We start from the raw sequence: 22546 nt of genomic DNA, 5'->3' as shown, positions 1-22546 counted from the left end.
AAGATGACGAACATGAAAAAAATAGTATCTATTTTATGTGGGGTAGGGCTACTTTTTGCTACCTCTAGTTGTGAAAAAGATTTCGAAGAGATCAATACGAATCCTAATAAACCTAAAACATCTCTTCCTTATGCTTTGTTCAATGGTGCTAACAAGAGACTAATGGACTATACGAGGTATACTACTACTTCAGGAAAGCTTATTCGTACTTGGATGCAATATACCGCTCAAACCGCTTATACTAAGGAAAGTAGATTTCTTTACGCGGATACAGCGGGAGACTATATCTGGCGTTTCTGCTACCAAGTAGCAGGTATCTATAAGGAAATAATAGAACTCAATACAGATCCTAAGACTAAAGAGAAAACAGCTCTTTATGGAGATAATGACAATCAAATAGCTGCTGCACGTATTATGATGAATTATGCGATGAGCATTGTTGTTGAAACTTTTGGAGATGTTCCTTATTACTCTTGGCATGGAAAGGATAATCCTAAGTTCCAAGCGCTACAGTTGGAAAAATACATTTCTCCTAAATATGCTTCTCAGAAGGATATTTATATGGATATGTTGGATGATCTTAAGGAAGCTGTAGCACAAATAAACAAGTCAAAATCAAATGTCTTTACAGCAGGAGATATGGTCTTCAAGACCCCTGAACGCTTAGAGAAATTTGGTAACTCATTGCGTTTGCGTATCGCTATACACCTTTCAAGGGTGCAAGATGCAGAACTAAAACAGAAAGCTATTGATGTTATCAAAGAGATTGTGCAAAATCCTGCTCAATATCCAGTAATGGCTTCTAATGCAGATACTGTAGAGCTTCCTTATGAAAAAAATGATATAAATGCTTCTCCTATTTATAAGAACTATTTTGTAGATAAGAGAACTGACTATTCCCCAGCCAATACACTTGTGGATATGCTTAAGGGAACTAGAGGAGCGAGTTTAGGCTTTGGAGTGGACCCTCGTTTGCAAAAATATGTGACTCCTAAGGGTCTTAAAATAGAGCAAGTAAGAGATGGTCAATATCAAGAAACTACGGATCTTACTAAATATGTAGGAATGCCTTACGGAATTAGTGAATCTTATAGTGACTCTCAATTTGGTTCAGGACGTATAGTTTCTCTATTCTCACAGAAGATTCTATCTGCGGACTATGCAGAAGTGTTTATGGAATATTCAGAAGTATGTTTCTTGCTTTCTGAAGCTAACTATGTAGTGAATGGAACTTGGGATGATGCTAAGTACAAAGAAGGAGTAAAAGCTTCTATGGAAAAATGGGGTGTAGAAAGCAGTAAGATAACTGCTTTTGTTACGGCTCTTCCTGCTGCTACAGAGGAAACTGTAATGACCCAAAAGTATATAGCCCTCTATATGAATCCTAATGAGGCTTGGACAGAGTACCGCCGTACAGGATATCCTTCAGTACTTATAAAAGATGGAGAAAGAGGTATACCTATGGTAGAACCAGTACAAGATAAGAATGGTTCTACTATAACTACTTACTCTTTTACTTCATTGGTAGATGGAGTGCCTTTCCCAGAACGTCTCCGTTATCCTTTGACATATAAGAATATCAACTTGGCTAACTATCAAGAAGCTTTGAAGAACATGGGTATGGGATCTACCGATGTGATGAATAAAAAACTTATTTTTGCCAAACAATAGAAACAATTAATAACTATTCAACAAAAAACAGCTGCATTTTGCAGCTGTTTTTTGTTTTCTAAACACTTATGACAAATAAAGATAGCATAAGACAATGAGTAATAACCAATACGCCATACAGAAAGATTTGACTAGCAATAGTATTAATCATTTTCAATATAAGCATTAGTCATAAAAAGTTTCTTTGTAAAAGTATGGTAGATTTGATTTTTTTTTGTATCTTTGCGCGGTAACTTATAGAAGTGTTTCTAAAAGAAAAATTAGAACAAATAAAAAGAATATTCATACATAAAAATAATGGCACAAATAAAGGCGGCTGAGGTTTCAGCGATTCTTAAAAAACAACTAGCAAACTTCGATGCGTCTGTATCTTTGGAAGAGGTAGGGACGGTGTTAGAAGTAGGAGATGGGATTGCTCGCATTTTTGGTCTCTCCAAAGTTGAAAATGGGGAGCTTGTCCACTTTGAGTCTGGACAAGAAGGAATGGTGCTCAACCTAGAAGAAGATCATGTAGGGGTAGTACTCCTCGGTTCTTCTACTCAAATAAAAGAAGGAGATACTGTAAAGCGTACCAAAACCATTGCCTCTATCAAGGTAGGGGAGGGGATTGTAGGTCGTGTAATCAATACCTTAGGGGAACCTATCGATGGCAAAGGCCCTATCTTAGGCGAACTTTACGAAATGCCTTTTGAGCGAAAGGCTCCAGGGGTAATCTATCGCCAACCAGTGAATGAGCCTTTGCAAACAGGAATTAAGGCTATTGATGCCATGATTCCTATTGGTCGTGGTCAGCGTGAGCTTGTGATTGGTGACCGTCAGACAGGGAAAACAACAGTATGTATCGATACTATCCTTAACCAAAAAGAATTTTATGATGCAGGTAACCCTGTATATTGTATCTATGTAGCCATTGGTCAGAAAGCCTCTACAGTGGCAGGTATTGCCAAGACTTTGGAAGATGCAGGAGCGCTTGCTTATACTACTATCGTAGCGGCTAATGCTTCCGATCCAGCTCCTATGCAGGTATATGCTCCTTTTGCAGGGGTTGCTATAGGGGAGTACTTCCGTGATACAGGTCGCCCTGCCCTTATTATCTATGATGACCTTTCCAAGCAAGCAATGGCTTACCGTGAGGTATCTCTCTTGCTTCGTCGCCCACCAGGACGTGAAGCTTACCCTGGGGACGTGTTCTACTTACACTCTCGTCTCTTAGAGCGTGCGGCTAAGGTAATCAAAGATGATAATGTAGCTCGCAATATGAATGACCTTCCAGACTCTATCAAGCACCTTGTAAAGGGTGGTGGATCTCTTACTGCATTACCAGTGATAGAGACTCAAGCTGGAGACGTTTCTGCTTATATCCCAACCAACGTGATTTCTATCACTGACGGACAGATATTCCTTGAGTCTGACCTCTTCAACTCTGGAGTGCGCCCCGCAATCAACGTAGGTATCTCTGTATCTCGTGTAGGGGGATCGGCTCAGATCAAGTCTATGAAGAAGGTAGCTGGTACTCTTAAGCTTGACCAAGCACAGTTCCGCGAATTAGCCGCTTTTGCTAAGTTCGGTTCTGACCTTGATGCAGCTACAAGCAATGTGATTGAGAAAGGAAAACGCAACGTGGAAATTCTCAAACAATCTTCTAATACTCCATACAAGGTAGAAGATCAGGTAGCAATTATCTATGTAGGGTCTAAGAACCTATTGCGTCAAATTCCTGTAGAGAGAGTACGTGAGTTCGAAAAAGAATACTTGGAAAACCTTCGTACAGCACACGAGAATGTTCTCTTGGAGCTTAAAGCTGGAAAAATCAATGATGAGATTACTGCTGTATTGGAAAAAGTTGCCAAAGAAGTAGCTCAAAATTATGTAAAATAAAATTATTGACTTAATATTTGAGATATTGCCTTACATTTTGTAAGGCAATATTTTTATAAAAAAGCAGGATATGAGAACATTAGAAGAATTGATCAATAAGGAAGAGCCAGGATGGGACTTGGTAGAAGAATGGATGCAAGAGGCTACCAATCCATACGAAGTATTACCTCGAGATGCTAAGCGAGCCGAGGCAGAGCTTCTCAATGCACAAGTAACTACTCGTTCTCCTATGGGAGCTATTCTCTATGAGACGGGTGGCATTCTTATAAATAACGGTTGGATACGTATCTTAGGTTCAGGCTGTGAAAGATTGGACAGAGGGATGTTTCAGTGGAATAAAGGAAAGACTTTTGAGAACTATGGAGAGCCACCTGCATACCTCTTGGTAGCCGATGATATCTTAGGAGGACTTTTTGCTATCAATGGAGGGGCGTTTGGACAAGAGGGGTTAGGGCAGATGTACTATTTAGCTCCTGATACACTCTCTTGGGAGCCTATGAACTGTGGTTATTCCGAATTTGTCAGCTGGACACTGGGCGGAGATATACATATGTTTTATGAGCCTTTCTATTGGGATGGATGGCAGGAAGAAGTTTCCAAGCTTAATGGGAATCAGGTATTTTCTTTCTTTCCTTTCCTTTGGACAAAAGAAGGACAACAGATAGAGGCTGTCAGTCGAAAGGTAGTTCCTATAGAGGAAAGTTATCGCCTTACGATGGATATGCAAAGACAACTCTTGGAGAAAGAATAATAGAGAATATCAATTCATAGGAAACGCCTCACAGATCTGTGAGGCGTTTCCTATTTTAGTTTATTTATTATTGGTCATTAGTTCAATAAATTGATCAAAGAGATAGCTCGCATCATGAGGACCTGGGGCGGCTTCAGGGTGGTATTGTACACTGAATACAGGGCGGTTCTTAAGACGGATACCCGCTACTGTACCATCATTGAGGTGCAGGTGAGTGATCTCAATATTTGGGTTTTTCTCGGCTAATTCTTTATTAACAGCGAATCCATGGTTTTGAGAAGTAATCTCACTTTTTCCTGTAAGGAGGTTTCTCACAGGGTGATTGATACCTCTATGTCCATTACGCATCTTATAGGTAGGGATACCTTGGGAGAGGGCAATAAGCTGGTGGCCTAAGCAGATACCAAAAATAGGTTTGCCACTTTCAATAAGTTTTTGGGTAAGAGCTATTACCTCAGTCAAGGGCTCAGGGTCACCGGGACCATTGGAGAGGAAGAAACCATCTGGAGTAAAAGCATTGAGCTGCTCAAAAGTAGCTGTATGAGGAAACACCTTGATATAGGCACCACGAGCAGCTAAGTTACGCAATATATTACGCTTGATACCTAAGTCCAAAGCAGCAACACGGAAAGGTGCATTTTCATCACCTACAAAATAAGCTTCTTTGGTAGATACTTTAGGAGCTAAGGCTAATCCTTTCATGGAAGGTTGTGCCTTAAGTCGGGCTTTGAGCCCCTCTATATTCTCCACTTCGGTGGAGAGTACAGCGTTCATACTTCCATGGTCACGGATGTAGGAGACTAAGGCACGAGTATCTACCTCACTTACCACAAATAGACCTTGTTTTTCGAGGAAGTTTCCTAAAGTCTCTTCACTGATAGGGCGAGAACCAAATTCGCTAAAATTGCGACATACAAGCCCTGCAATTTTTACTCCTTCGGACTCATTCTCTTGGGAGAAAGTTCCATAATTACCTATATGAACGGTAGCAGCTACCATAATTTGTCCATAATAGGAAGGGTCAGTGAAAATTTCCTGATACCCTGTCATTCCTGTATTAAAACAGATTTCCCCAAAGGCACTTCCTTCTTTTCCTACGGCCTTCCCATAGAAAATAGTGCCATCCTCCAAGAGGATTATAGCCGGTTTTTTTTGTGTATATTTCATCGAATAATCACAATTGTGTTATGGTGCAAAAATACAATTTTTATCGGAGAAATAACGATTTTTTTGATTAAATTTTGATAGCGATTCCTGCTTTTACAGAGAAGAGATTTCCTATATCTGCTTGTGCTTGGAGAGCTATGTGTATTTCTCTGCGATGTTCGTTACTAAATTATAGTAAGGTACATCCTGAATTGTGGTCAATAGGGGACATCCCCTTTTCAAAAGAAATTATAATAAAATAATCTCATTTTTATTCAGTAAATTTTGCTAAAGAGCGTATATTTCCTAAGTTATTTTCCCCTATTTCAGAGAGAGTAACCTTTTGTATTTTGTTGTATCCTTTCTGTGGATTCCATACATCTTTATTGGCCAGTTGGATACTATATTCCTTTTTGAGGTAAAGGGTCTCTCGAGGATCGGGTAGGTTTAGGTAGATAGTATATTTGCCTTTTGCCATACTGTTAGGTAACAAAAAAGTAGTCCTTATGGTGCTTGTTTTTCCAGCAAACCAGTAGCGAGGATCATCTGTCAAGGTGATTTTGTATTTCTCACGAGGATTTTCCTCAGAGACGAACAACAGCTCTACGTTGCGAGGATTGAAAGGGGAAGCCCATCCAGTATTTTTTAGCTGCAATTCTATCTGATAAGGACTTCCTATCTTAGGAGTCTTGGTGAAATACCCTTTGACTAAAGAGAAGCGATAGCCCAATCGTTTTTGGATTTCATCAAGGCATTTCCCTCCTTTCCATTGTTGGAAAACATCTTGATGATAGTCTCGATTGAGGTAAGACCAGTGATACTGAGAGAGTTGTTCCAAGGCATTGCTACATATAGCTAACGAAGAAAGAGCACAAGTCTCTCCCCCCATGGCGACATATTTGCTTTCTGCCTTCCAGAAATTGCGGTACATGAGGTTGTTGGCAAAGGTACCTCTATCATCGTTGTCTGCTAAAAAGCAATCATTATGTGCGGCAATACGAGATAGAGGAGTTCCCTGAAAGGCTGTCGAAGCGCTAAGAGTATCTTTGGCGCTGATGCCCTGAGTGAGGAGTTTGGCCTGAGGCGTGCGTACAGCAATCATTCTATCCGAAGGGAGTGCATCCAAAAGAGCGGTAAGAACACGAGCTCTAGGGGTATACTCTCCCTCCTTGGGCTTGTACACATAGTTATCTGTATAGTACCATTCTCCCCACACCCCTACAAAGCCAGCTTCCATTAGGCAAATGACATCTGAATATTCTTGCAGAATAGGCTTGAGCTGAGCGATGTGTCTTTGGGTAATATCCCAAGGGGCATCCCAAGGTTTCTCGTCTCTGGAAGAAGTATAAGCAAAGCGTAGAATAGCCTTATTACCTCCTTCGCGGAGTACTCTCATATTGTGACGAATTTGCTCAAGAAAAGCTTCAGATATAGGCCTATCTCGGAATTCTTTCAAATAGTAGATCGTGAAAACAAGAGAAATGCCTTCCTTGCGATATTTTTGGATATCACTGACAGAGAGTGTTTCTTTTTTATTGGCAGAGAAACCACGATGTGTATAGAATCCTCGTTCAGGATTAAGAATGTCTGCTTGACTTTCTGTATACTGTTTCATCTCCATCTGACTGTAATCGGTAGGGACAGAGAGAACTGTTTCTTCAGAATTGTTTTTCTGACAATTGGCAAAGAGCAGTATGCTGGAGAGAAATAAATAAACAGGTTTCATGGGTAATTAATCTTTAAGTTTTTTCCTTCTGATAAAAGAGACAATTCCTAAAATCACGACCAATACTGCCGCATAATAGACAAAGTTTGGAGTAATGACCTTTTCTCCGCTGGCGTAGCTATGTAGTCCTGAAAGGTAGAAATTAACCCCGAAATAGGTCATCAGGATACTGGCAAAGGCTACCACACTGGCAAAGTTAAAGCTCCACACGCCACGTAAGGAGGGTACAATACGCATATGAATCACAAAGGCATAAACCATGATGCTCACCAGTGCCCAAGTCTCCTTTGGATCCCAGCCCCAGTAGCGTCCCCAGCTCTCATTGGCCCACTGAGCTCCCAAGAAGTTCCCAATGGTGAGCATAATAAGCCCTACAGTGAGTGCTAACTCATTGACAATAGTCAGTTCATCTATTACACCCTTGATTTTTTCTCGGTTCTTTGACGTGGTAAGGATCATGAGTAAGAGGTTAATAGCTCCTAAGATCATTCCCAAGGTAAAAGGTCCATAGCTACCTACAATCACCGCCACATGGAGCATCAACCAGTAGCTATTGAGTACAGGTTGTAGGTTGCCTATAGAAGGGTCAAGCCAGTTCCAGTGTGCTATCATCAGGATCATGGAGGTTACAAAGGCGGTGGAGGCGAGGCTCAGCGGTGAGCGACGGGCAAAGCACAAACCAATACCCATGGTAGCCCATGCTACATAGATCATACTCTCATAGGCATCGCTCCAAGGGGCGTGACCTGAGATATACCAGCGGAAGGCAAGTCCTGCGGTATGTAGGGCAAAGAGGAAAAAGAGTAACCCTGTACACACTTGGGTGATGATGCGTAGCACTTTTCGCTCTCTGAAAATACGAGCTATTAGCACAACGAACATGAGAGTTCCTACATATAAGTACCAGCTAAAGAGACTTTTGAAAACATCATATTTGTTGTACAGAATCTCGGCATCGATTTGTCTCTCAGAAGGGATCACAGCCTTACCTACGGCACGTTGGTTTTCCTTGAGCAAACTCAAAATCTTGTCGGCCTCCGTGTAATCCCCTGTTTCAGTAGCTTCCTTTACCGAAGAGAGGTACCAGCGGAAGGCATGTTTGATAAATCCAACTTCCAATGAGTCTTGGGTATAGCGAGGATTCTCGTAGATGTCCAATGGGGAAATCCACTTGTTGTTAGGACTATCCTTCAGAGGAAAGATACGCAACATACTTCCCGAAAGGGCACGTTCTAAAAGGTGCATCTTCATGTCCACTTCTTTGAATTCTTTTTGGAATTGGTTAGGGTTGGAAGTGGAATAAGCCTCTACCAAGTAGGGGTTAAGTTTGTTGTTATATTCTTGGTCTAAGAAGTCCAAAGCACGTACACGCTTGAGACCTTTTTCTACACCTAAGATCTTATGTAAACTATCATTGTCTTTCTTGATATAGAAAAAATCTACATTGTACCATAGCTGACGATTCAGAAGCATAGAGAGGAATACCTGATTGGCATCCAGTCCGCGGAAAGTATCGGCCTTGCTGACTTTTCTGAGCAATTCAGAAGCAAAGGTATTGATAGGTTTCATACGACCGTCTTCGTCTTGTATTACTAAGTGAGCGAAGCGGTCAGCATGTTCCTTTTTCACAGTAGTAGCCTTGATAAGGGAGTCTATCTGTTTGGGAGTTAGTTCAAAAGAGTTATGTTGTGCATAACCTCCGACCCAGAAGAACATAGCCAAGAGGATGAGGGTTCCTTTGCGCTTGAGGGAGAGTTTTTTGAGTTTTTGGCTCAGTTGTACAAAGCGTGTCTTTCCGAAGAACATGCTGGCAATAAGGCCAATATAGAGCAGGGTATAACCGATATAAGTAAGTAAAGTTCCCCAAAAATCATGATTAACAGAGAGGATAGTTCCCTGTTCGTCAGGAAAGAAATTGGCTTGGAAGAAGCGATAGCCCTTATAGTTAAGGATATTATTCATGTAGATATCATATTTGAAAGACTCCTCAGGTGCTGTTACGGTCACTTTGCTCTTGAAAGAAGAGTAGCTACGATCAGTACCAGGGTATTTGTCTGCAATAAAGTCATCCAATTTCACCTTGAAGGGTAAGGGGGTACGTACCGAGCCATAGTTCAGGTGGAAGGTAAGTCCACCTACCTCTACTGAAGTAGGAGGGTTGATCACATCACGCCTGCCGAGAACCTCTACCTCCTTGGTTTCTCCACCACAACTGATCTTCATCAGAAGGGCGCTTTGGTCAGCCGCAGTTCGTTTGTTTGCCGCAATAGAAGCCATAACCATTTTTCCTTTCTTAAGAGGTTCTGGTAATACAAAGCGCATGCCCCCTATGTTGTATAGGCAGCGATATTGGAGGGGTTGCATACTATCCTTAGCCACAGTGAAAACCTTTTGGTCTGTCATAGTCATATAGCTGCCCAAATAAGGGCTACTGATATAGCTTCCTTCTGGAGTAATCTGTAGGTTGATAGCCCCTTCGGTAGGTTTGTTCAGGGAAATAGGTAGCCCATGGAAGTTCTCGAGACTACCTACTTTGAGATAATGTTCGTGTCCTTCCCCTCCAGAGCTTTCTACAATCTTGAGGTATTCCTCGCCGGAGGGATCCTCTACAAAGGATTCCTCAGCATTGGCTATGAATCGGGTGAGTTCTATATGGAAATCCTTTCCCTTGAAGTCCGAAGCCCAACTGTAGTTGTTCGAGGTGAACTCAGAGAAGAGTACCTCTGTCTGTTTGGCTTTACGCAAGGGTTGTCCCTCGTAGATGCCATCGACCTGAGCAGTAATATAGGTTAGCTCCGAGGTGTAGAAATCAGCCTCCTCACCTTCGCGTAGGGCGAGCTTGCCCTCATCGCTGATGTATCGAGTAACTCCAGCGCCTACAATAATGAATATCCAAGAAGCATGTAGGACAAAGACAGCCCAGTTCTCACGCTTAAGTAGGCGATACCTGCCAATGTTTCCTATGAAATTCACTACAAAAAGTACCATGATGAGTTCGAACCACCAAGCATTGTAGATCCAGATTTTTGCGGTGTCAGTATTGTACCATGTTTCTACAAAAGTACCCATAGCAAGAGCCGCTCCATAGACTAAGAAAAGCACCGCCATTAGGCGTGTAGAAATAAGGATTTGAGTAAGTTTTTTAAGCATTTTTCAAATGTTTTCAGGGTACAAAAATACAAAAATAATAACAAATGGCAAACAAGTTTTGAGTTTTGAGTTTTAGTAGTGATTACTAAATCCTATGGTGTATTGTCAAGGGGTCAGCCTCAAGTACAAGAGGAGAAGACCGTTTACTCTTCTATACGAGAGCTACTTAATGCTGTCAAGATGCTTATCTCCTTGGACGATTGGGGGATAAAACCCCAGAAAATCACTTATGAAATGTGGTAGGATCAGAAAGAATTGCTTGAGAGGCTGCTGTTTGAGGAGAAAACTGCAAAAAGGTGTTCTTGAGATAACTTGTTGAATAAGGCTGAAAGTATATTGCCTTCTTCTAAAGAGCGGCAGCATGACAAATAACGAATAAAATTCTCTTTAGTCGTTTGTCATTTATCATTATTTTTGTATTTTTGCCCAAATTAAAAACAATATGGAATTATACTACGCATTTTCTGTAATTATTGTATTGGCAGCTTTGTTTTCTTATGTAAATGTAAGGTACATAAAGCTCCCAATGACTATAGGGATTATGGTTGTCGCCATGATGGTATCGGTGGGGATACGTCTCTTTGGGGAGGTCATTTTTGCAGGTCTCTCTCATAAGTTGGAGTCTCTCTTGCAGGGGTTCGACTTTACAGAAATCTTGATGAGTGCGATGCTTAATTTCCTGCTTTTTGCAGCTGCATTACATATCAATGTCTCCGATTTGAAGGAGTATAAATTGCCTATTTTTACCTATGCTACTGTGAGTGTGGTGCTCTCAGCATTTATTATTTCTGGTCTGTTGTACTATATTGCTCATTGGGTAGGAATGGATATCCCTTATCTATATTGCTTGCTCTTTGGTACTCTTATTTCGCCTACGGATCCTATTGTGGTTTTGGGCGTACTCAAGCAGGCCAATGTGCCCAAGCGTATTGAGACGAAGATCACAGGAGAATCTCTTTTCAATGATGGGGTAGCTGTGGTGATGTTCGCCGTGGTACTCAAGCTGGCTACTGATGCGGCTTTTGAGCCTTCGTTCAATGCCATTACTAAGCTTTTTCTTTTGGAGGCAGGAGGAGGAATTTTCCTAGGAGTGATTTTAGGCTTTCTTGCTTCTGAGATGATGAAAAAAGCAGATGATTACCATGTGAGTGTGCTAGTAACCCTTGCGGTGGTTATGGGAGGATTTCTTATTGCCAAGGCCTCTCATGTGTCCTCTCCTTTGGCAATGGTTATTGCAGGACTTTTTGTGGGTAATGTAGGAAAGAAAGCCAGCAGTGAGGAAAATAGGGATTATCTTAGTAAGTTCTGGGCGATTGTGGATGAGATTATGAATGCTATCCTCTTTCTTTTTATAGGTTTTGAGATGCTATTGATTGACAATTTGGATAAGCAGTTTCTTCTAGGTGCTATCACTATTATTGTATGTCTCTTGGCGCGCGCACTGGCTATTTATATACCTGCACAAACGATTTTGCGCAAGGTCAGCTCCTATTCACGAGGTTCCCTCATTACTATGGTATGGGGGGGAGTACGTGGGGGCGTCTCTATCGCCTTGGTGCTTTCTATTCCACAGGATCATGCAGGGATGAAGGAAACACTTTTGCAGATTACTTATATAGTAGTATTGTTCTCTATCTTAGTACAGGGACTTACAGTAGGAAAAGTGGCTAAGAAAGCCCTTCATCAAGACGAGGTGATGCTTAGACTTAAGCGTATCAGAGCTGCTCAACAGCGTAAAATAAGGGAGTAATTTATTCTTGAATGATGAAAATATGTAGGTTGTTATATATCTGTTGTCTCTGGGGGGTCTTTTCTCTCTCCTATGGACAACATAAGACAGATTGGAGTAGGGAAAGGCTCCAAAAAGCTATAAAAACACTTCGTATTAAGGGGTATCATGTCATAGAAAATGGCGCAATGGCGCAGAAGGGGGCACTTATAGCCGAGATGAATCTGGAAAAAACTTTTGATTCACAAGGAAATATTATCTTGGAAATCTATTTTGATGATAAGAATGCCGAGACACTTCGCTATGAGTATGTGTACAATGCCCAGGGAGCCAAGAAGTACAAGCTACATCTCAACCCGAAAAAGGAAAAGGTGGGGCTTACACTCTTCAATTGTGATGCACAAGGCAATGTGACCAAGGAAGAGACCTATGATCAGAATGGAGACTTGGAGTATTCTGCTTTGTTTATCTATAATGACAAGGGATTGGCTAAGGAGAGCAATTTCCTAGGAGAGGATTTTTCTATGAAAATTCACTCTTCCTATGATAGTAAAGGGCGACTCTTGGAGCAGGAACAACATATAGTGGACAAAGGAGAGAATATATTCAACAAAGGGAAGTATCGCTACAATGGTCATGGAGATTACGACCGTATTCTTTCGTTGCTCAAGAGAAATTTTGCTCAGAAGAATACCTTTCATTACAAATATGATAAAAACGGCAATTGGATAGAGCGTTTCGAGTATCAAGATGGCAAACCAAAGACAATTATTGAGCGACAGATAGAATATTTTTGAGTGAAGTAGTCTCTTGCAAATTAACCCTAATCCATTATGTATAGAATCTTCTTAGTTTTTTTAGCACTTCTTTTGTGGGGGTGTCCTAAGCATACCCCTACTATCAATGATGAATCTCTCACACCTAAGGTAGAGGCGGCATTGTACAAGCTCATCGGCTGTGCACGTTTTGACCTGAGTGAGCTGAAGGATATCGAAAAAAATGGTTATTACTTTGCTAATGAGGCTTGCCCAGAGGAGGAAAACCCTTTCGGGCAGGTAGATATCTTTCTCTATCCAAAGAATGAACAGTTCGACACTAAAGTAGTTAGGGCAGCTATGTACTATGGGGACAAACAGGATTGGGTGGATGTAGTTTTTAATCCTATCAAGGAGATGTCTCCCCAACAGATAGCTCAGAACTTCAATGTATTGCTTGCCATTGTCGATAAGAAATATTTGGAACCAGATTCCGTCAGTGGATATAGAATGAAGGAATTCGCCAAGATTATTTTCTATAAGCTCAAGGATGGGCATTGGACAAGGGAAGAACCTATCTCCATAACCAATAATCCATGGAATATTTATGAATATCTTAAAGCATCAGAGGGATTGGAAGAGCAACTGATTAAGCCCAACAAGGATCAAGTACATATCACCGATGCTGCCGCCTTTGTAGCCCGTATAGAGTCGGCAGGGTTCTATACAAAGGACAAAGAGAAGTCGGCAGACCTTAATGGGGATGGATATGAGGATCATATCTTTGTTTTTTCTCCTACCAATTCCAGAATGCCGCAACAGCCTATTATTGTACTGTTAAGCCAAGAAAAGGATCAGTACAAGGTGCTTGTCAATGAAGGACTTCACCTAAAGAGTAGTCTCTATGGAGGTAATTCTTATGAAATTGTAGTCAAAGGGAAATACTTCACCACAGAAGGGCAAGGCGGTTATTCAGATGGGGATACTCAAAAACAAGTCAAAAGCTATGTTACTTTCTATGCTCAGCCCGATGCTATACTGCTTCACAAAATAGGGATAATTACCTTGGTCAATGGAGAGAAACAAGAAATACAGCTTGATACAGCGGACTTTGGGGAAATTTTCCTTGATGAGTTTTTCTATACTCTTCCTTTTGATTTGTCATCGGAGGAAGAATGAGCCCCAAGGTTCAATCTTTAAGTCTCTTTTCTATACGTTCCTTTTCTACAGCATAGGGAATCTCCTTCGTCAGCGCTATTTTATATTGTTCTTTGGCTTCTTCATATTGTCCATTTGCCCAATAAGCCTCTCCAAGTAGGTAATAGCCTTTCCAATAATTGGGATTAAGAGAGGTTAGGGAGAGGTAATCACTTATCTGTATAGTAGTTTTCTCTCTCAATTGCTGGCTGAGTCGCTGTTCGAGTTGTCTGTAGGCTTCATAGTCCTTATAGGCTTGTGTATAAAGAAAGGGATCCGCAGGAATATTCTCATTAGTCTGTGGATATACTGTATGAGGAGCATATGTTTCTCCTTTGAAAATTTCTTTCAGATCATAGGCGACAAACTCCCCTAACTGATAGGGAGCTGTAGAGACCCAAGCGATACGTTCCTCTGGGGAGAAGATAACACTATGATGAGCCAGAAGTTGGTTAAGGGCTTTTTCGTTTCCATAGCCTAAAGATTTTCCCTGTAATCCTTCGGTATTACGAAGAATATTGGCTATTTTTTCAGGAGTAAGTTGCTCATTTTCGGCTACTAATTCCTGCATTTTTGCATAACGATAGGCAGTATGTGTTTGAGCTATTTGCTTGAGGTTTTTTTTGTCTTTGGCATAAGTAGGGCTTTGAAAGTGATTGGCACATAGTAGTATACCATTATCTACCTCATATACGCCAAACTTCTTTGGGGAGACTTCTATCAAGATAGCCTTGCGTTCTTTGGCACTTGCTACCATAATTGCCTCGGAGACAAATATTTTTCTTTTTTTTGCAATCGCGATAGCTTCTCCAGTGGTGGTGGCAAATTGTAATATTTCTCTACACAGGAGAGAGATGGGGGTGCGTGCTTTCAGAGGAATATTGGACTTACCTGCATTAATCGTTACAGTAAGCCCTTCGGTGTTCATGCCCGACATGACCCCAATCATCCCTCCCCAAGCATAAGACATAAAGGGATACCCCTGAGTGGGACGAACAAAGCGAACGATTTTCTCGGTGGCGAAATCGTCCGAGAGGTAGAAGTCAAAGTTGCGCCCTATAAGGAGCTTCCCCCCTTCGGTATGCTTGCCCCATGCGGCTAAGGAGGAGCACCCTACCAGCATCAGATCCTGTAAGGCATGCCCTATGTCATGGGCTGAGTGCAGGTATAGGCTGCGCTCATACTTAGGAGCTATATAGTCAAAGAGGCTATCGGCATAGCGGGATTGTCCGTAGAGTTCTGCTCTATAGATGGGGAGGATATTCTTATCGATATCTCGATTGAACCATTTGAGAAATTTGTACAGAAAGCGCTGTTTCCGCTCGGAGGGGACAAAGTCTTTGAGCTTGGTAAAAAGAAGACTGTCCTGACGGTGGTAGAGTCTTTGGGTCAGGGCGCCAGAATTGAGTCCCAATTGTAGCGGGTTGCCAGAGAGGTACAGCTCCCATATTCCTTGTTTGTTGCGGATAAGATAGTTGTCCCCAAAGGAATACAAGGAATCGTGAAGATTCTCCACCACAGGTGTCTGTGAAGAGTATAGAGAGGTCTCTGGCGGACTTATTTTCTTATGAAAGATACCACAGGAGGTAAACAAGAGCAGAAGTAATAAGCAAAAGTTTTTCATAAATAATAAGCATTAGCAATCTGCCTTTGGGTGGAGTATCAGATGAGTATCTGCAGGGGAGAGGTATGGAATTCCTAGACCTAAGCCGCGTAAAATGAACAATATCCCTACCAAAATTACCACTAAGGGTAGCCATTGGTTGAGCCTTCTTCTAAGAGCAAGAGGCAAGAAATCACCTAAGAGGATGAGTAAGAGCATCAGGGGAATGGTGCCCACTCCAAATACGGCCATATAGGTCATACTTCCCCTCCAATTGCCCATAGCCAGCGCTCCAAATAGAGCAGTATAGACAAGTCCACAAGGTAGAAACCCATTGAGAAAACCAATAGAGAGCGAGCTTGTGACGGTTTTTTTTGAAAGTTGCTTTCCTAAGGCATTTTTCAGTAGAGAAAATCCCTTGAGCAGTGGGTTGCCAAGACCTTTTACACGGAGGTGCAATAGGGAGAAAAGTCCCATAAGAATCATCAGAAGACCTGCAAAAATAGAAAATTCCTGCTGGTACTCAGCGATAAAAACTCCTTCTCCTACAAGACCAAAGAGCAAGCCCATAAGGGCATAGGTAAGGGTTTTACCTATGAAATAAGCACCTAATTGGAGGTAGCGAAAGCCCTTGCGCTGTCTTTGCAGAGGAATCAGCAAGGCAATAGGGCCACACATACCTACACAATGAAGACTCCCAAATAGTCCTAAAGTGAAAGCGAGGACGAGCATCTAATAATTAACTTTGTCAAATAGGGTTAGGTAATTCTTTCCTTCAAAACTATATTCCACACGGATATTCCAGCGCCCTTCAGTGAGCAAGTCGGCAGGGACTTTTAGAGAGCAGTTATCCAAGGAGGTGATAGGCAAGGTAAAGTCTTTTTTGCTATCCGAAGGGCGATAGAAAGAGATAACTCCTACCACCGACTTGCCTGCAACCTCCGAAGGAAAGTCAAAGCGAATCCCCTCTTTGGCACCCTTGGTGTAGGAGAGTTCCACTTGCATGTGTGCATCAAGTGTCTGTTTCTGAGCATCAATGTCCTTCTGAAAGTCTAATTCCTGAGCATAATAGTTCTCAGTAACCAATTCATGATCATACTGCTTGTCCACTAAAGTAATGACGAAGAAATACATGATAAAGCCTACAAAGGCTAAGATGGCCAGGAGAATCCCTGTGCCCCAACTAAGTTTCATATAGGTCTATTTTTATTGGAGCAAAAGTACTACAAAAAATGAAATAAAAAGGCTTATTACTATAGATTTTTTTGATAGTGATTTTCTTGTTCTGAGAAATATTTAGTACCTTTGCAGAAAATTTGAGTGATGAGTTATCAGGTCTTAACAGACAATATTTCTCTCTATATGAAGGCCTTATTGCTTTCAATCCCTTTCCTTATAGGGATATATTTCTTTTCCAAAAAAGCAATGTCTTATTTTATTCCTATGTCTTTGGCTATGGGTTTTGCGCTCCATATCCTTTATCAGTATCTGTTCTATATACTTTTCAAAGGTGATTTCTACAGAGGAATGCTATGGCTTTATACTCTTTTTATCAGTGATTTTATCAATATAGGTGCTTTTTTGTTATCTATTCTTGTCAAGGTAAAACGAAGAAGATAAAGAATCAATCAAAACTTCTTGATTTGTAAGAGAAAAACCTGTAATTTTGCCGCTTGTTTATTTTATATAAGATGATAAAAAAAATCTCTTTCCTTTTATTATATTTTTCAGCAACTTTTCTTTGGGCTCAGACTACCCATAGAGAACACCCTACAGATTATTTTGCTTCCCCTTTGGACATTCCCCTCTCTTATGCGGGGAATTTCTGTGAGCTACGTCCCAATCACTTTCATGGGGGGATGGATATCAAAACAGATGGGAAGCAGGGGCTGAATGTATACGCCACTGCCGATGGCTATATCTCTTGTATTAAGGTTAGTACCTATAGCTATGGCAAGGTGATGTATATAGATCACCCTAATGGCTATACTACAGTGTATGCCCACCTACAAAAATTTGCTCCTGAGATAGAGAAGTTTGTTAAGGAGCAACAGTACAAAGCCGAAAAATATGAAATGGAATGGGACTTTACACCAACTGATTTCCCTGTGAAGAAAGGAGATTGGATCGCTGTAAGTGGCAATACAGGCGGAAGTGCTGCCCCTCACTTACACTATGAAATTCGCGATACACAGACCAAAAATGCCTATAATCCCTTGCTCTTTGGCTATCCTTGTCCAGATGATCTCTCTCCTATCATAAATCAAGTAGTGGCGTATCCTTTGGACGATGCAGCTGCCATAGAGGGCAGGCAAGAAAAGAAAGCACTATACTTGGCTAAAGAGAAGAATGACTACCACACAGCTAAGATTACCGCTCAAGGGAAAATTGGGATAGGTATCAAGGCAATAGATAAGATGACCGGCACTTATAATACCTTTGGGGTGTATAAGGTAACTCTCTCGGTCAATGGGACGCCTAAGTTCTCATATACTTTCGACGAACTTGTCTCAGGGGAGGATACCTATATCAATACCCTGATAGACTTTCCTCTTTTTGTCAAGACAGGGGCGCGAGTACAGCTTCTCTACAAGGAACCTTACAATAAGCTATCCAACTATACCTTAGTTGAAAATAACGGTGTTATAGAGATTCAGGACGGTCTTTTCTATATTATTACTGTCGAGGTAGAAGATTTTGCACACAACAAATCCACTATTACCATTCCTATAGAAGGAAAAAAAGAAGTGCTATCCCCTAAGGCTGAAGAAACCCTTAGCAAAGGAACCCTCTTGGTAGCCAATCGTGATAATATGTACAAAACCGATCGAGCTTCAGTATTCTTCCCTGAAAATACTTTCTTCCATGATACTTATATAGAGGTGCAGCAAAAAGGAGATACCCTATCGGTAAAAGCGCCTATTCAACCTCTAAAGAAACAATATACTGTGGTTTTCAATGGGGATAAGTATTCCGAGGCAGAACTTCCTTATGTATGTATCGCCTCAGTAAGGGGTAAGGGTAAGTATTATCAGGGCTCTTATCGCAAGGATAAGATACTCACCGCCAGAGTGAAGACCTTAGGCAACTTTGTTCTTACCACCGATAAGATACCCCCAGTTATAAAGCCGCTGAACTTCTCCAAGGTAAAGAACAATATAAACAAGCTTGACAAGCTCAAGGTCAGTGTCAAAGACAATTTCAGTGGGATAGGCAAATATCGTGCCACCATCAATGGACAATGGGTACTTATGGAGTACGAACATAAGGAAGGGCTGCTCTTCTTTACCCTTTCTGATAAATATTTCACTGAAGGTGAAGACTACCTTTTTGAACTCACTGTAGCAGATAAAGTAGGAAACGAAAGCACTCTTTCGATACCATTGGTATATAAGCAATGATCAAAGCTTAATGGTCAATATTTTTTTGCTTTATTGTTGCCTCTTCTTCGTTGAGAGAGTCTAATACTCGCTTGTAGTTTTTCTATAAAATTAAAAGGTTGTCTCTTTCTCAACTCTTGATTGGGTGTTATTACCCCCATACTTATTCATGTGATTTTGCTTATTGCATGGTTTAGTATTACCCCCTCATTTTTATTGTCTAAAATTAACATTTATATTAACAAGAAAAATCTTAAAAAGTAAGAAAGAAATCGTATTTTTGCCTTACTGTAATCTTGTTATCCGATGAAAACTTTTTTTCGTTGTCTCTTTTTGTGGCTGAGTGTACAAGTGGTTCAAGCACAAGAAGATGTACAGACGATATATGCTCTATTTGAACAAACAACTCCTAAGTGGTCTCCTCAGCTCCCCGCTGTGAAAAAACCCTTACTGATTCGCTGGCAAGAGCGAAAAGGAGCCTTCAATGCCAAAGGGTATCGTACTTTTGTAGGCTATCACCAAGAAACTTTTGTAGGGACACTCTCTTTGGCTGAGGGATTGCTTTATGGAGAAATTCTCTACAAAGGGAAATCTTATCAGCTTATGACTTCTCCTAAAGGAAAATTGGAAGTCATTCTACAGAAAAATGCTCGCTGTGGAACAACCCCCTCACAGGGAAAAGAAGCCCCAAAAAAGACTATACCTCAAGGAATAGGCTTTCGTAATATGTTTCCTCAAGCAGATAAGGACGAAAACGATCCTCCTATCACACAACCTACCATCTACAACTCTCTCTATCCTAAGAGCCTTATTCATACCGATGGAGTATGGCGACTCTATCGCCTTGCCTTGCCGGTGGACTATAGTTACTATATCATGAAAACTCCTTTCAATAAGGATAAGAACAAAATTAGGGCTTTCTGGTATGCTACAGAAACTTTTCTTAACGAACTCTATGGCAATGATATAGGAGTACATTTCGAGGTGATAGATGATGATAGGCTTATTTTCACGACTCCACAAAGTGCTCTTTTCCCTTCCCTTATTAGTGGAAATGAGGTGGTAGATATGGGTACCATCACCCTCAATAAGCATTATGATAGCAAGGACTATGATTTGGCAGTAATTATTACCGATTTCAGACAAAATTACAATGGCTTAGCTGCAGTATATGCTGCCTACCAGACACATCAGAAAGCCAATGGAGCAGCACGCCCCAAGGGGCCTTCGACTATAGCACATGAGATTGGCCATATGTTCGGTGCGGATCATACTCTCTCTAATGGAGGAGAATATTCAGAAAAAACAGAAACAGATAGAGGACAGTCTATTATGAGCTATGGACATGAGTATGCTCGTGATTTCTTTTCCTTAATCAGTGTACAGATTATCCGCGCTTTTTTGGGCAATTCTATGGCTTATTATACCGATCAGGCACGTACTCAAGAAGCGGGAAAACGTGTAAAGGATACAGGAAACAATTTGGTCTATGGTGTCAAAAGCGAGAATAAACCACCTATACTGGAGCAGGCGCGCCTTAAGAGAGAATATCTAATCCCTGAGAATACTTATTTTCAGTTTTATCTTACAGGTAGAGATCCAGAGGGGGACGCACTAACCTATATGGCGCATCCTGCTGACAGACGTTTTCATTCATCACGCTCCAATGCACAGTTCCTTACTTATAAGGGAACTGCTACACCTCATATCCGTTTCCAAGAGGAATGGGTAGAAGCTGAACATAATACTTTTGCTCCTGCCAAGGGGACTATTTCCTATCGTCCAGGAACTTTTACTTTTTGGATAGGAGTTGCCGATCACAATCCTGCGAATCCTTATCATGTCCCTAAGTATGATGTAGTAGAAACAAAAGTAAAAATCAAGAAGGGGAAACCATTTGAGATACAAAATTTTGATAATGGTTCTTATACACACAATAGAACCTATCGTGCAGGTGAACGTCTTGCGCTTCATTGGCAGGTAGATGAACAGATTTTTTCTCCAGAGAGCAAGGTGCGTATTCTTCTTTCTGACGATTCAGGAAAGAGCTATAAGTATGTACTGGTAGAAGAAGCTCCTAATAATGGACATTGTGAGGTAACCCTTCCCAATGTAGCCATAGGTACTACTCGTGGTCATTTTGGCAAGCTCAAGGGGAAGGGGATTATCAAGGTTGAGGTTATTGACGGCTTGGCCTATGCACTTACCACACGTTCTCCCTATAAGCAGGGTGGCTTTATGATAGAGAAAGATCAGCAGGCTCCAGAGCCTTTGCAGTTTGTTCCAGCTTCTCTTCCACAGGATATTTCAGTAAAGGAAGAGGTTGCTATACCTCCTGCGGAATTGCCCACTGCGGTGGGAGGGTGTTCTACCCCTCAAGTAAGCTATCAAGATCGCCGCAATGAGGTATCCTATGCCCCAGATGTGGCTATAGAACGTATTTTTACCGCTAAGGATAGTTGCGGGCATACAATAGAGCATATTCAGCTCATACGAATAGGGGAGAACAAGATAGGGTTTCCTACCTCTACTCCTCAAGAGCCTACTTCTAATAAGGAACCCTTGACTTTTGTTGCAACAACGCTTCCTCCACAATACGTGACTCTAAGCTGCAAAGAAACTCTTCCGCCACCAGCTTCTATAGAGACTCAAGGAGGTTGTGATAAGATAACTTTTTCTCTTTCTGAGCAGATGATACAAAAGCATTGCCCAGAGTTATATACCCTAAAGCGTACTTATACCTTTGTAGATCAGTGTCAGAATAGGCTTACCTTTGAACAATATATCACTAAGAAAGATGCTCTTCCTCCTGTTTTTGTCGGAGGACTGCCACAGGACAAAACAATAGAACAAGGTGCTGCTATTCCTCAGGGGGAAGTCCTTACAGCTCAGGATGATTGCAAAGGAACCTTTCAGGTGATGCCTACACAACAGAAGAGTGAGCAAAAAATAGTCTATCAGTGGGTTGCTCAGGACGATTGTGGGAATCAGGTGACACATACTCAGACAATTACTCTTCTTCCCAAAAAAGAAGAACCTGTACCTGCTCCCAAGCCAAAGCCAGCACCTGAACCAAAGCCAGCACCTGAACCCAAGCCAATGCCTATTCCTAAGCCAGACCCAAAACCAGCACCTGAGCCTAAGCCAGTTCCCAAGCCTGATCCAATACCAGCACCTAAGCCAGAACCAACACCTGATTCTATAGAAGAAACGAGGGAGATTGCCATATATAACGCTGTTTCTACTCAGGACAATTCACAGAACTATTTCAAGGTAGAGGGGTATGATATACCTACGCCTATGGAGGTAATGATTTTTAATGAAATGGGGTTAAAAGTATATGAAAGTAATCATTATCAAGAAAATGGAGAGGTGTTCCGAGGCTATGCGAATGTAAGTGGGGTAGTAGGGAAGGGACAAAGATTGCCTCAAGGGACTTATTTCTATATACTTACTTGTTCACATAGGGGACAAAAGGAAGTGAAAAAAGGATTTCTCTATGTGAAATAAGTGTCCTAACATGGATATTTTAAAATACGAAGAATGATAAAATAAATAAG

The 22546-nt window shown here is 41.3% G+C and carries 16 protein-coding genes; 10 read left to right on the top strand and 6 right to left on the bottom strand.

What is annotated here, in order from left to right:
* The first annotated feature begins 12 nt into the window (after positions 1 to 12).
* The 3 genes from CAPGI0001_RS10805 to CAPGI0001_RS10795 all read left to right on the top strand — a co-directional run bounded on the left by CAPGI0001_RS10805 (position 13) and on the right by CAPGI0001_RS10795 (position 4300).
* A complete protein-coding gene (locus CAPGI0001_RS10805; RefSeq protein WP_040360307.1) occupies positions 13 to 1671 on the top strand; it encodes a SusD/RagB family nutrient-binding outer membrane lipoprotein in 1659 nt (552 codons plus the stop codon).
* Between the two features lie 297 nt (positions 1672 to 1968).
* The gene (gene atpA, locus CAPGI0001_RS10800) at positions 1969 to 3549 is read left to right on the top strand and encodes a F0F1 ATP synthase subunit alpha (protein WP_002670085.1); all 1581 of its coding nucleotides are present in this window, start codon (positions 1969 to 1971) and stop codon (positions 3547 to 3549) included.
* Positions 3550 to 3619: 70 nt separating this feature from the next.
* The gene (locus CAPGI0001_RS10795; RefSeq protein ID WP_002670067.1) at positions 3620 to 4300 is read left to right on the top strand and encodes a DUF2625 domain-containing protein; all 681 of its coding nucleotides are present in this window, start codon (positions 3620 to 3622) and stop codon (positions 4298 to 4300) included.
* Positions 4301 to 4360: 60 nt separating this feature from the next.
* Here CAPGI0001_RS10795 and carA read toward each other — a convergent pair whose 3' ends face one another.
* From carA to CAPGI0001_RS10780, 3 genes are all read right to left on the bottom strand, one after another.
* Positions 4361 to 5467, bottom strand: coding sequence for a glutamine-hydrolyzing carbamoyl-phosphate synthase small subunit (carA, locus tag CAPGI0001_RS10790; protein WP_002670032.1), 1107 nt, complete (start codon positions 5465 to 5467; stop codon positions 4361 to 4363).
* 250 nt (positions 5468 to 5717) lie between these two features.
* A complete protein-coding gene (locus CAPGI0001_RS10785) occupies positions 5718 to 7172 on the bottom strand; it encodes a DUF4832 domain-containing protein (protein WP_002670016.1) in 1455 nt (484 codons plus the stop codon).
* Positions 7173 to 7178: 6 nt separating this feature from the next.
* Positions 7179 to 10322: a cytochrome c biogenesis protein CcsA gene (locus tag CAPGI0001_RS10780; RefSeq protein WP_002670055.1), complete on the bottom strand. Its 3144-nt coding sequence runs from the start codon at positions 10320 to 10322 to the stop codon at positions 7179 to 7181.
* 102 nt (positions 10323 to 10424) lie between these two features.
* Here CAPGI0001_RS10780 and CAPGI0001_RS13005 point away from each other — a divergent pair, with 102 nt between their 5' ends.
* The 4 genes from CAPGI0001_RS13005 to CAPGI0001_RS10765 all read left to right on the top strand — a co-directional run bounded on the left by CAPGI0001_RS13005 (position 10425) and on the right by CAPGI0001_RS10765 (position 13985).
* Complete coding sequence (locus CAPGI0001_RS13005; protein ID WP_002670012.1) at positions 10425 to 10565, top strand: hypothetical protein; 141 nt, start codon at positions 10425 to 10427, stop codon at positions 10563 to 10565.
* Between the two features lie 199 nt (positions 10566 to 10764).
* Positions 10765 to 12072, top strand: a complete 1308-nt coding sequence (locus CAPGI0001_RS10775) for a cation:proton antiporter (protein ID WP_002670105.1) — start codon at positions 10765 to 10767, stop codon at positions 12070 to 12072.
* Between the two features lie 11 nt (positions 12073 to 12083).
* A complete protein-coding gene (locus tag CAPGI0001_RS10770; protein WP_002670057.1) occupies positions 12084 to 12848 on the top strand; it encodes a hypothetical protein in 765 nt (254 codons plus the stop codon).
* Positions 12849 to 12884: 36 nt separating this feature from the next.
* Positions 12885 to 13985: a hypothetical protein gene (locus CAPGI0001_RS10765; RefSeq protein ID WP_002670010.1), complete on the top strand. Its 1101-nt coding sequence runs from the start codon at positions 12885 to 12887 to the stop codon at positions 13983 to 13985.
* Between the two features lie 10 nt (positions 13986 to 13995).
* Here the strand turns inward: CAPGI0001_RS10765 and CAPGI0001_RS10760 are convergent, their stop codons facing one another.
* The 3 genes from CAPGI0001_RS10760 to CAPGI0001_RS10750 are packed head-to-tail and all read right to left on the bottom strand — an operon-like array spanning position 13996 to position 16800.
* Positions 13996 to 15627 (bottom strand): acyl-CoA--6-aminopenicillanic acid acyl-transferase, encoded by a 1632-nt coding sequence (locus tag CAPGI0001_RS10760; RefSeq protein ID WP_002670125.1) that lies wholly within the window; start codon positions 15625 to 15627, stop codon positions 13996 to 13998.
* Between the two features lie 12 nt (positions 15628 to 15639).
* Positions 15640 to 16338 carry a sulfite exporter TauE/SafE family protein gene (locus tag CAPGI0001_RS10755; protein WP_002670131.1) on the bottom strand — a complete coding sequence of 233 codons (699 nt, stop codon included), beginning with the start codon at positions 16336 to 16338 and terminating at the stop codon, positions 15640 to 15642.
* The gene (locus CAPGI0001_RS10750; RefSeq protein ID WP_002670044.1) at positions 16339 to 16800 is read right to left on the bottom strand and encodes a FixH family protein; all 462 of its coding nucleotides are present in this window, start codon (positions 16798 to 16800) and stop codon (positions 16339 to 16341) included.
* A 231-nt stretch (positions 16801 to 17031) separates the two neighbouring features.
* On the opposite strand from CAPGI0001_RS10750, the gene CAPGI0001_RS10745 reads away from it, so the two are divergent.
* The 3 genes from CAPGI0001_RS10745 to CAPGI0001_RS10735 all read left to right on the top strand — a co-directional run bounded on the left by CAPGI0001_RS10745 (position 17032) and on the right by CAPGI0001_RS10735 (position 22496).
* Positions 17032 to 17226, top strand: coding sequence for a hypothetical protein (locus CAPGI0001_RS10745; protein ID WP_248601317.1), 195 nt, complete (start codon positions 17032 to 17034; stop codon positions 17224 to 17226).
* 71 nt (positions 17227 to 17297) lie between these two features.
* The gene (locus CAPGI0001_RS10740; RefSeq protein ID WP_002670123.1) at positions 17298 to 19007 is read left to right on the top strand and encodes a M23 family metallopeptidase; all 1710 of its coding nucleotides are present in this window, start codon (positions 17298 to 17300) and stop codon (positions 19005 to 19007) included.
* A 285-nt stretch (positions 19008 to 19292) separates the two neighbouring features.
* Positions 19293 to 22496, top strand: coding sequence for a T9SS type B sorting domain-containing protein (locus CAPGI0001_RS10735; RefSeq protein ID WP_002670071.1), 3204 nt, complete (start codon positions 19293 to 19295; stop codon positions 22494 to 22496).
* Positions 22497 to 22546 lie beyond the last annotated feature (50 nt).

The sequence above is a fragment of the Capnocytophaga gingivalis ATCC 33624 genome (genome assembly GCF_000174755.1).
GTDB lineage: Bacteria > Bacteroidota > Bacteroidia > Flavobacteriales > Flavobacteriaceae > Capnocytophaga > Capnocytophaga gingivalis.
This window is presented reverse-complemented; position numbering and strand designations above follow the sequence as displayed.

Bases quoted from the DNA above. Each gene is read 5' to 3' on its own strand.
- CAPGI0001_RS10755 (WP_002670131.1), bottom strand. From the start codon at position 16,338: ATGCTCGTCCTCGCTTTCACTTTAGGACTATTTGGGAGTCTTCATTGT.
- CAPGI0001_RS10805 (WP_040360307.1), top strand. From the start codon at position 13: ATGAAAAAAATAGTATCTATTTTATGTGGGGTAGGGCTACTTTTTGCT.
- CAPGI0001_RS10765 (WP_002670010.1), top strand. From the start codon at position 12,885: ATGTATAGAATCTTCTTAGTTTTTTTAGCACTTCTTTTGTGGGGGTGT.
- CAPGI0001_RS10760 (WP_002670125.1), bottom strand. From the start codon at position 15,627: ATGAAAAACTTTTGCTTATTACTTCTGCTCTTGTTTACCTCCTGTGGT.
- carA (WP_002670032.1), bottom strand. From the start codon at position 5,467: ATGAAATATACACAAAAAAAACCGGCTATAATCCTCTTGGAGGATGGC.
- CAPGI0001_RS10750 (WP_002670044.1), bottom strand. From the start codon at position 16,800: ATGAAACTTAGTTGGGGCACAGGGATTCTCCTGGCCATCTTAGCCTTT.
- CAPGI0001_RS10780 (WP_002670055.1), bottom strand. From the start codon at position 10,322: ATGCTTAAAAAACTTACTCAAATCCTTATTTCTACACGCCTAATGGCG.
- CAPGI0001_RS10785 (WP_002670016.1), bottom strand. From the start codon at position 7,172: ATGAAACCTGTTTATTTATTTCTCTCCAGCATACTGCTCTTTGCCAAT.
- CAPGI0001_RS10745 (WP_248601317.1), top strand. From the start codon at position 17,032: ATGTCTTATTTTATTCCTATGTCTTTGGCTATGGGTTTTGCGCTCCAT.
- atpA (WP_002670085.1), top strand. From the start codon at position 1,969: ATGGCACAAATAAAGGCGGCTGAGGTTTCAGCGATTCTTAAAAAACAA.
- CAPGI0001_RS10735 (WP_002670071.1), top strand. From the start codon at position 19,293: ATGAAAACTTTTTTTCGTTGTCTCTTTTTGTGGCTGAGTGTACAAGTG.
- CAPGI0001_RS10740 (WP_002670123.1), top strand. From the start codon at position 17,298: ATGATAAAAAAAATCTCTTTCCTTTTATTATATTTTTCAGCAACTTTT.
- CAPGI0001_RS10770 (WP_002670057.1), top strand. From the start codon at position 12,084: ATGATGAAAATATGTAGGTTGTTATATATCTGTTGTCTCTGGGGGGTC.
- CAPGI0001_RS10775 (WP_002670105.1), top strand. From the start codon at position 10,765: ATGGAATTATACTACGCATTTTCTGTAATTATTGTATTGGCAGCTTTG.
- CAPGI0001_RS10795 (WP_002670067.1), top strand. From the start codon at position 3,620: ATGAGAACATTAGAAGAATTGATCAATAAGGAAGAGCCAGGATGGGAC.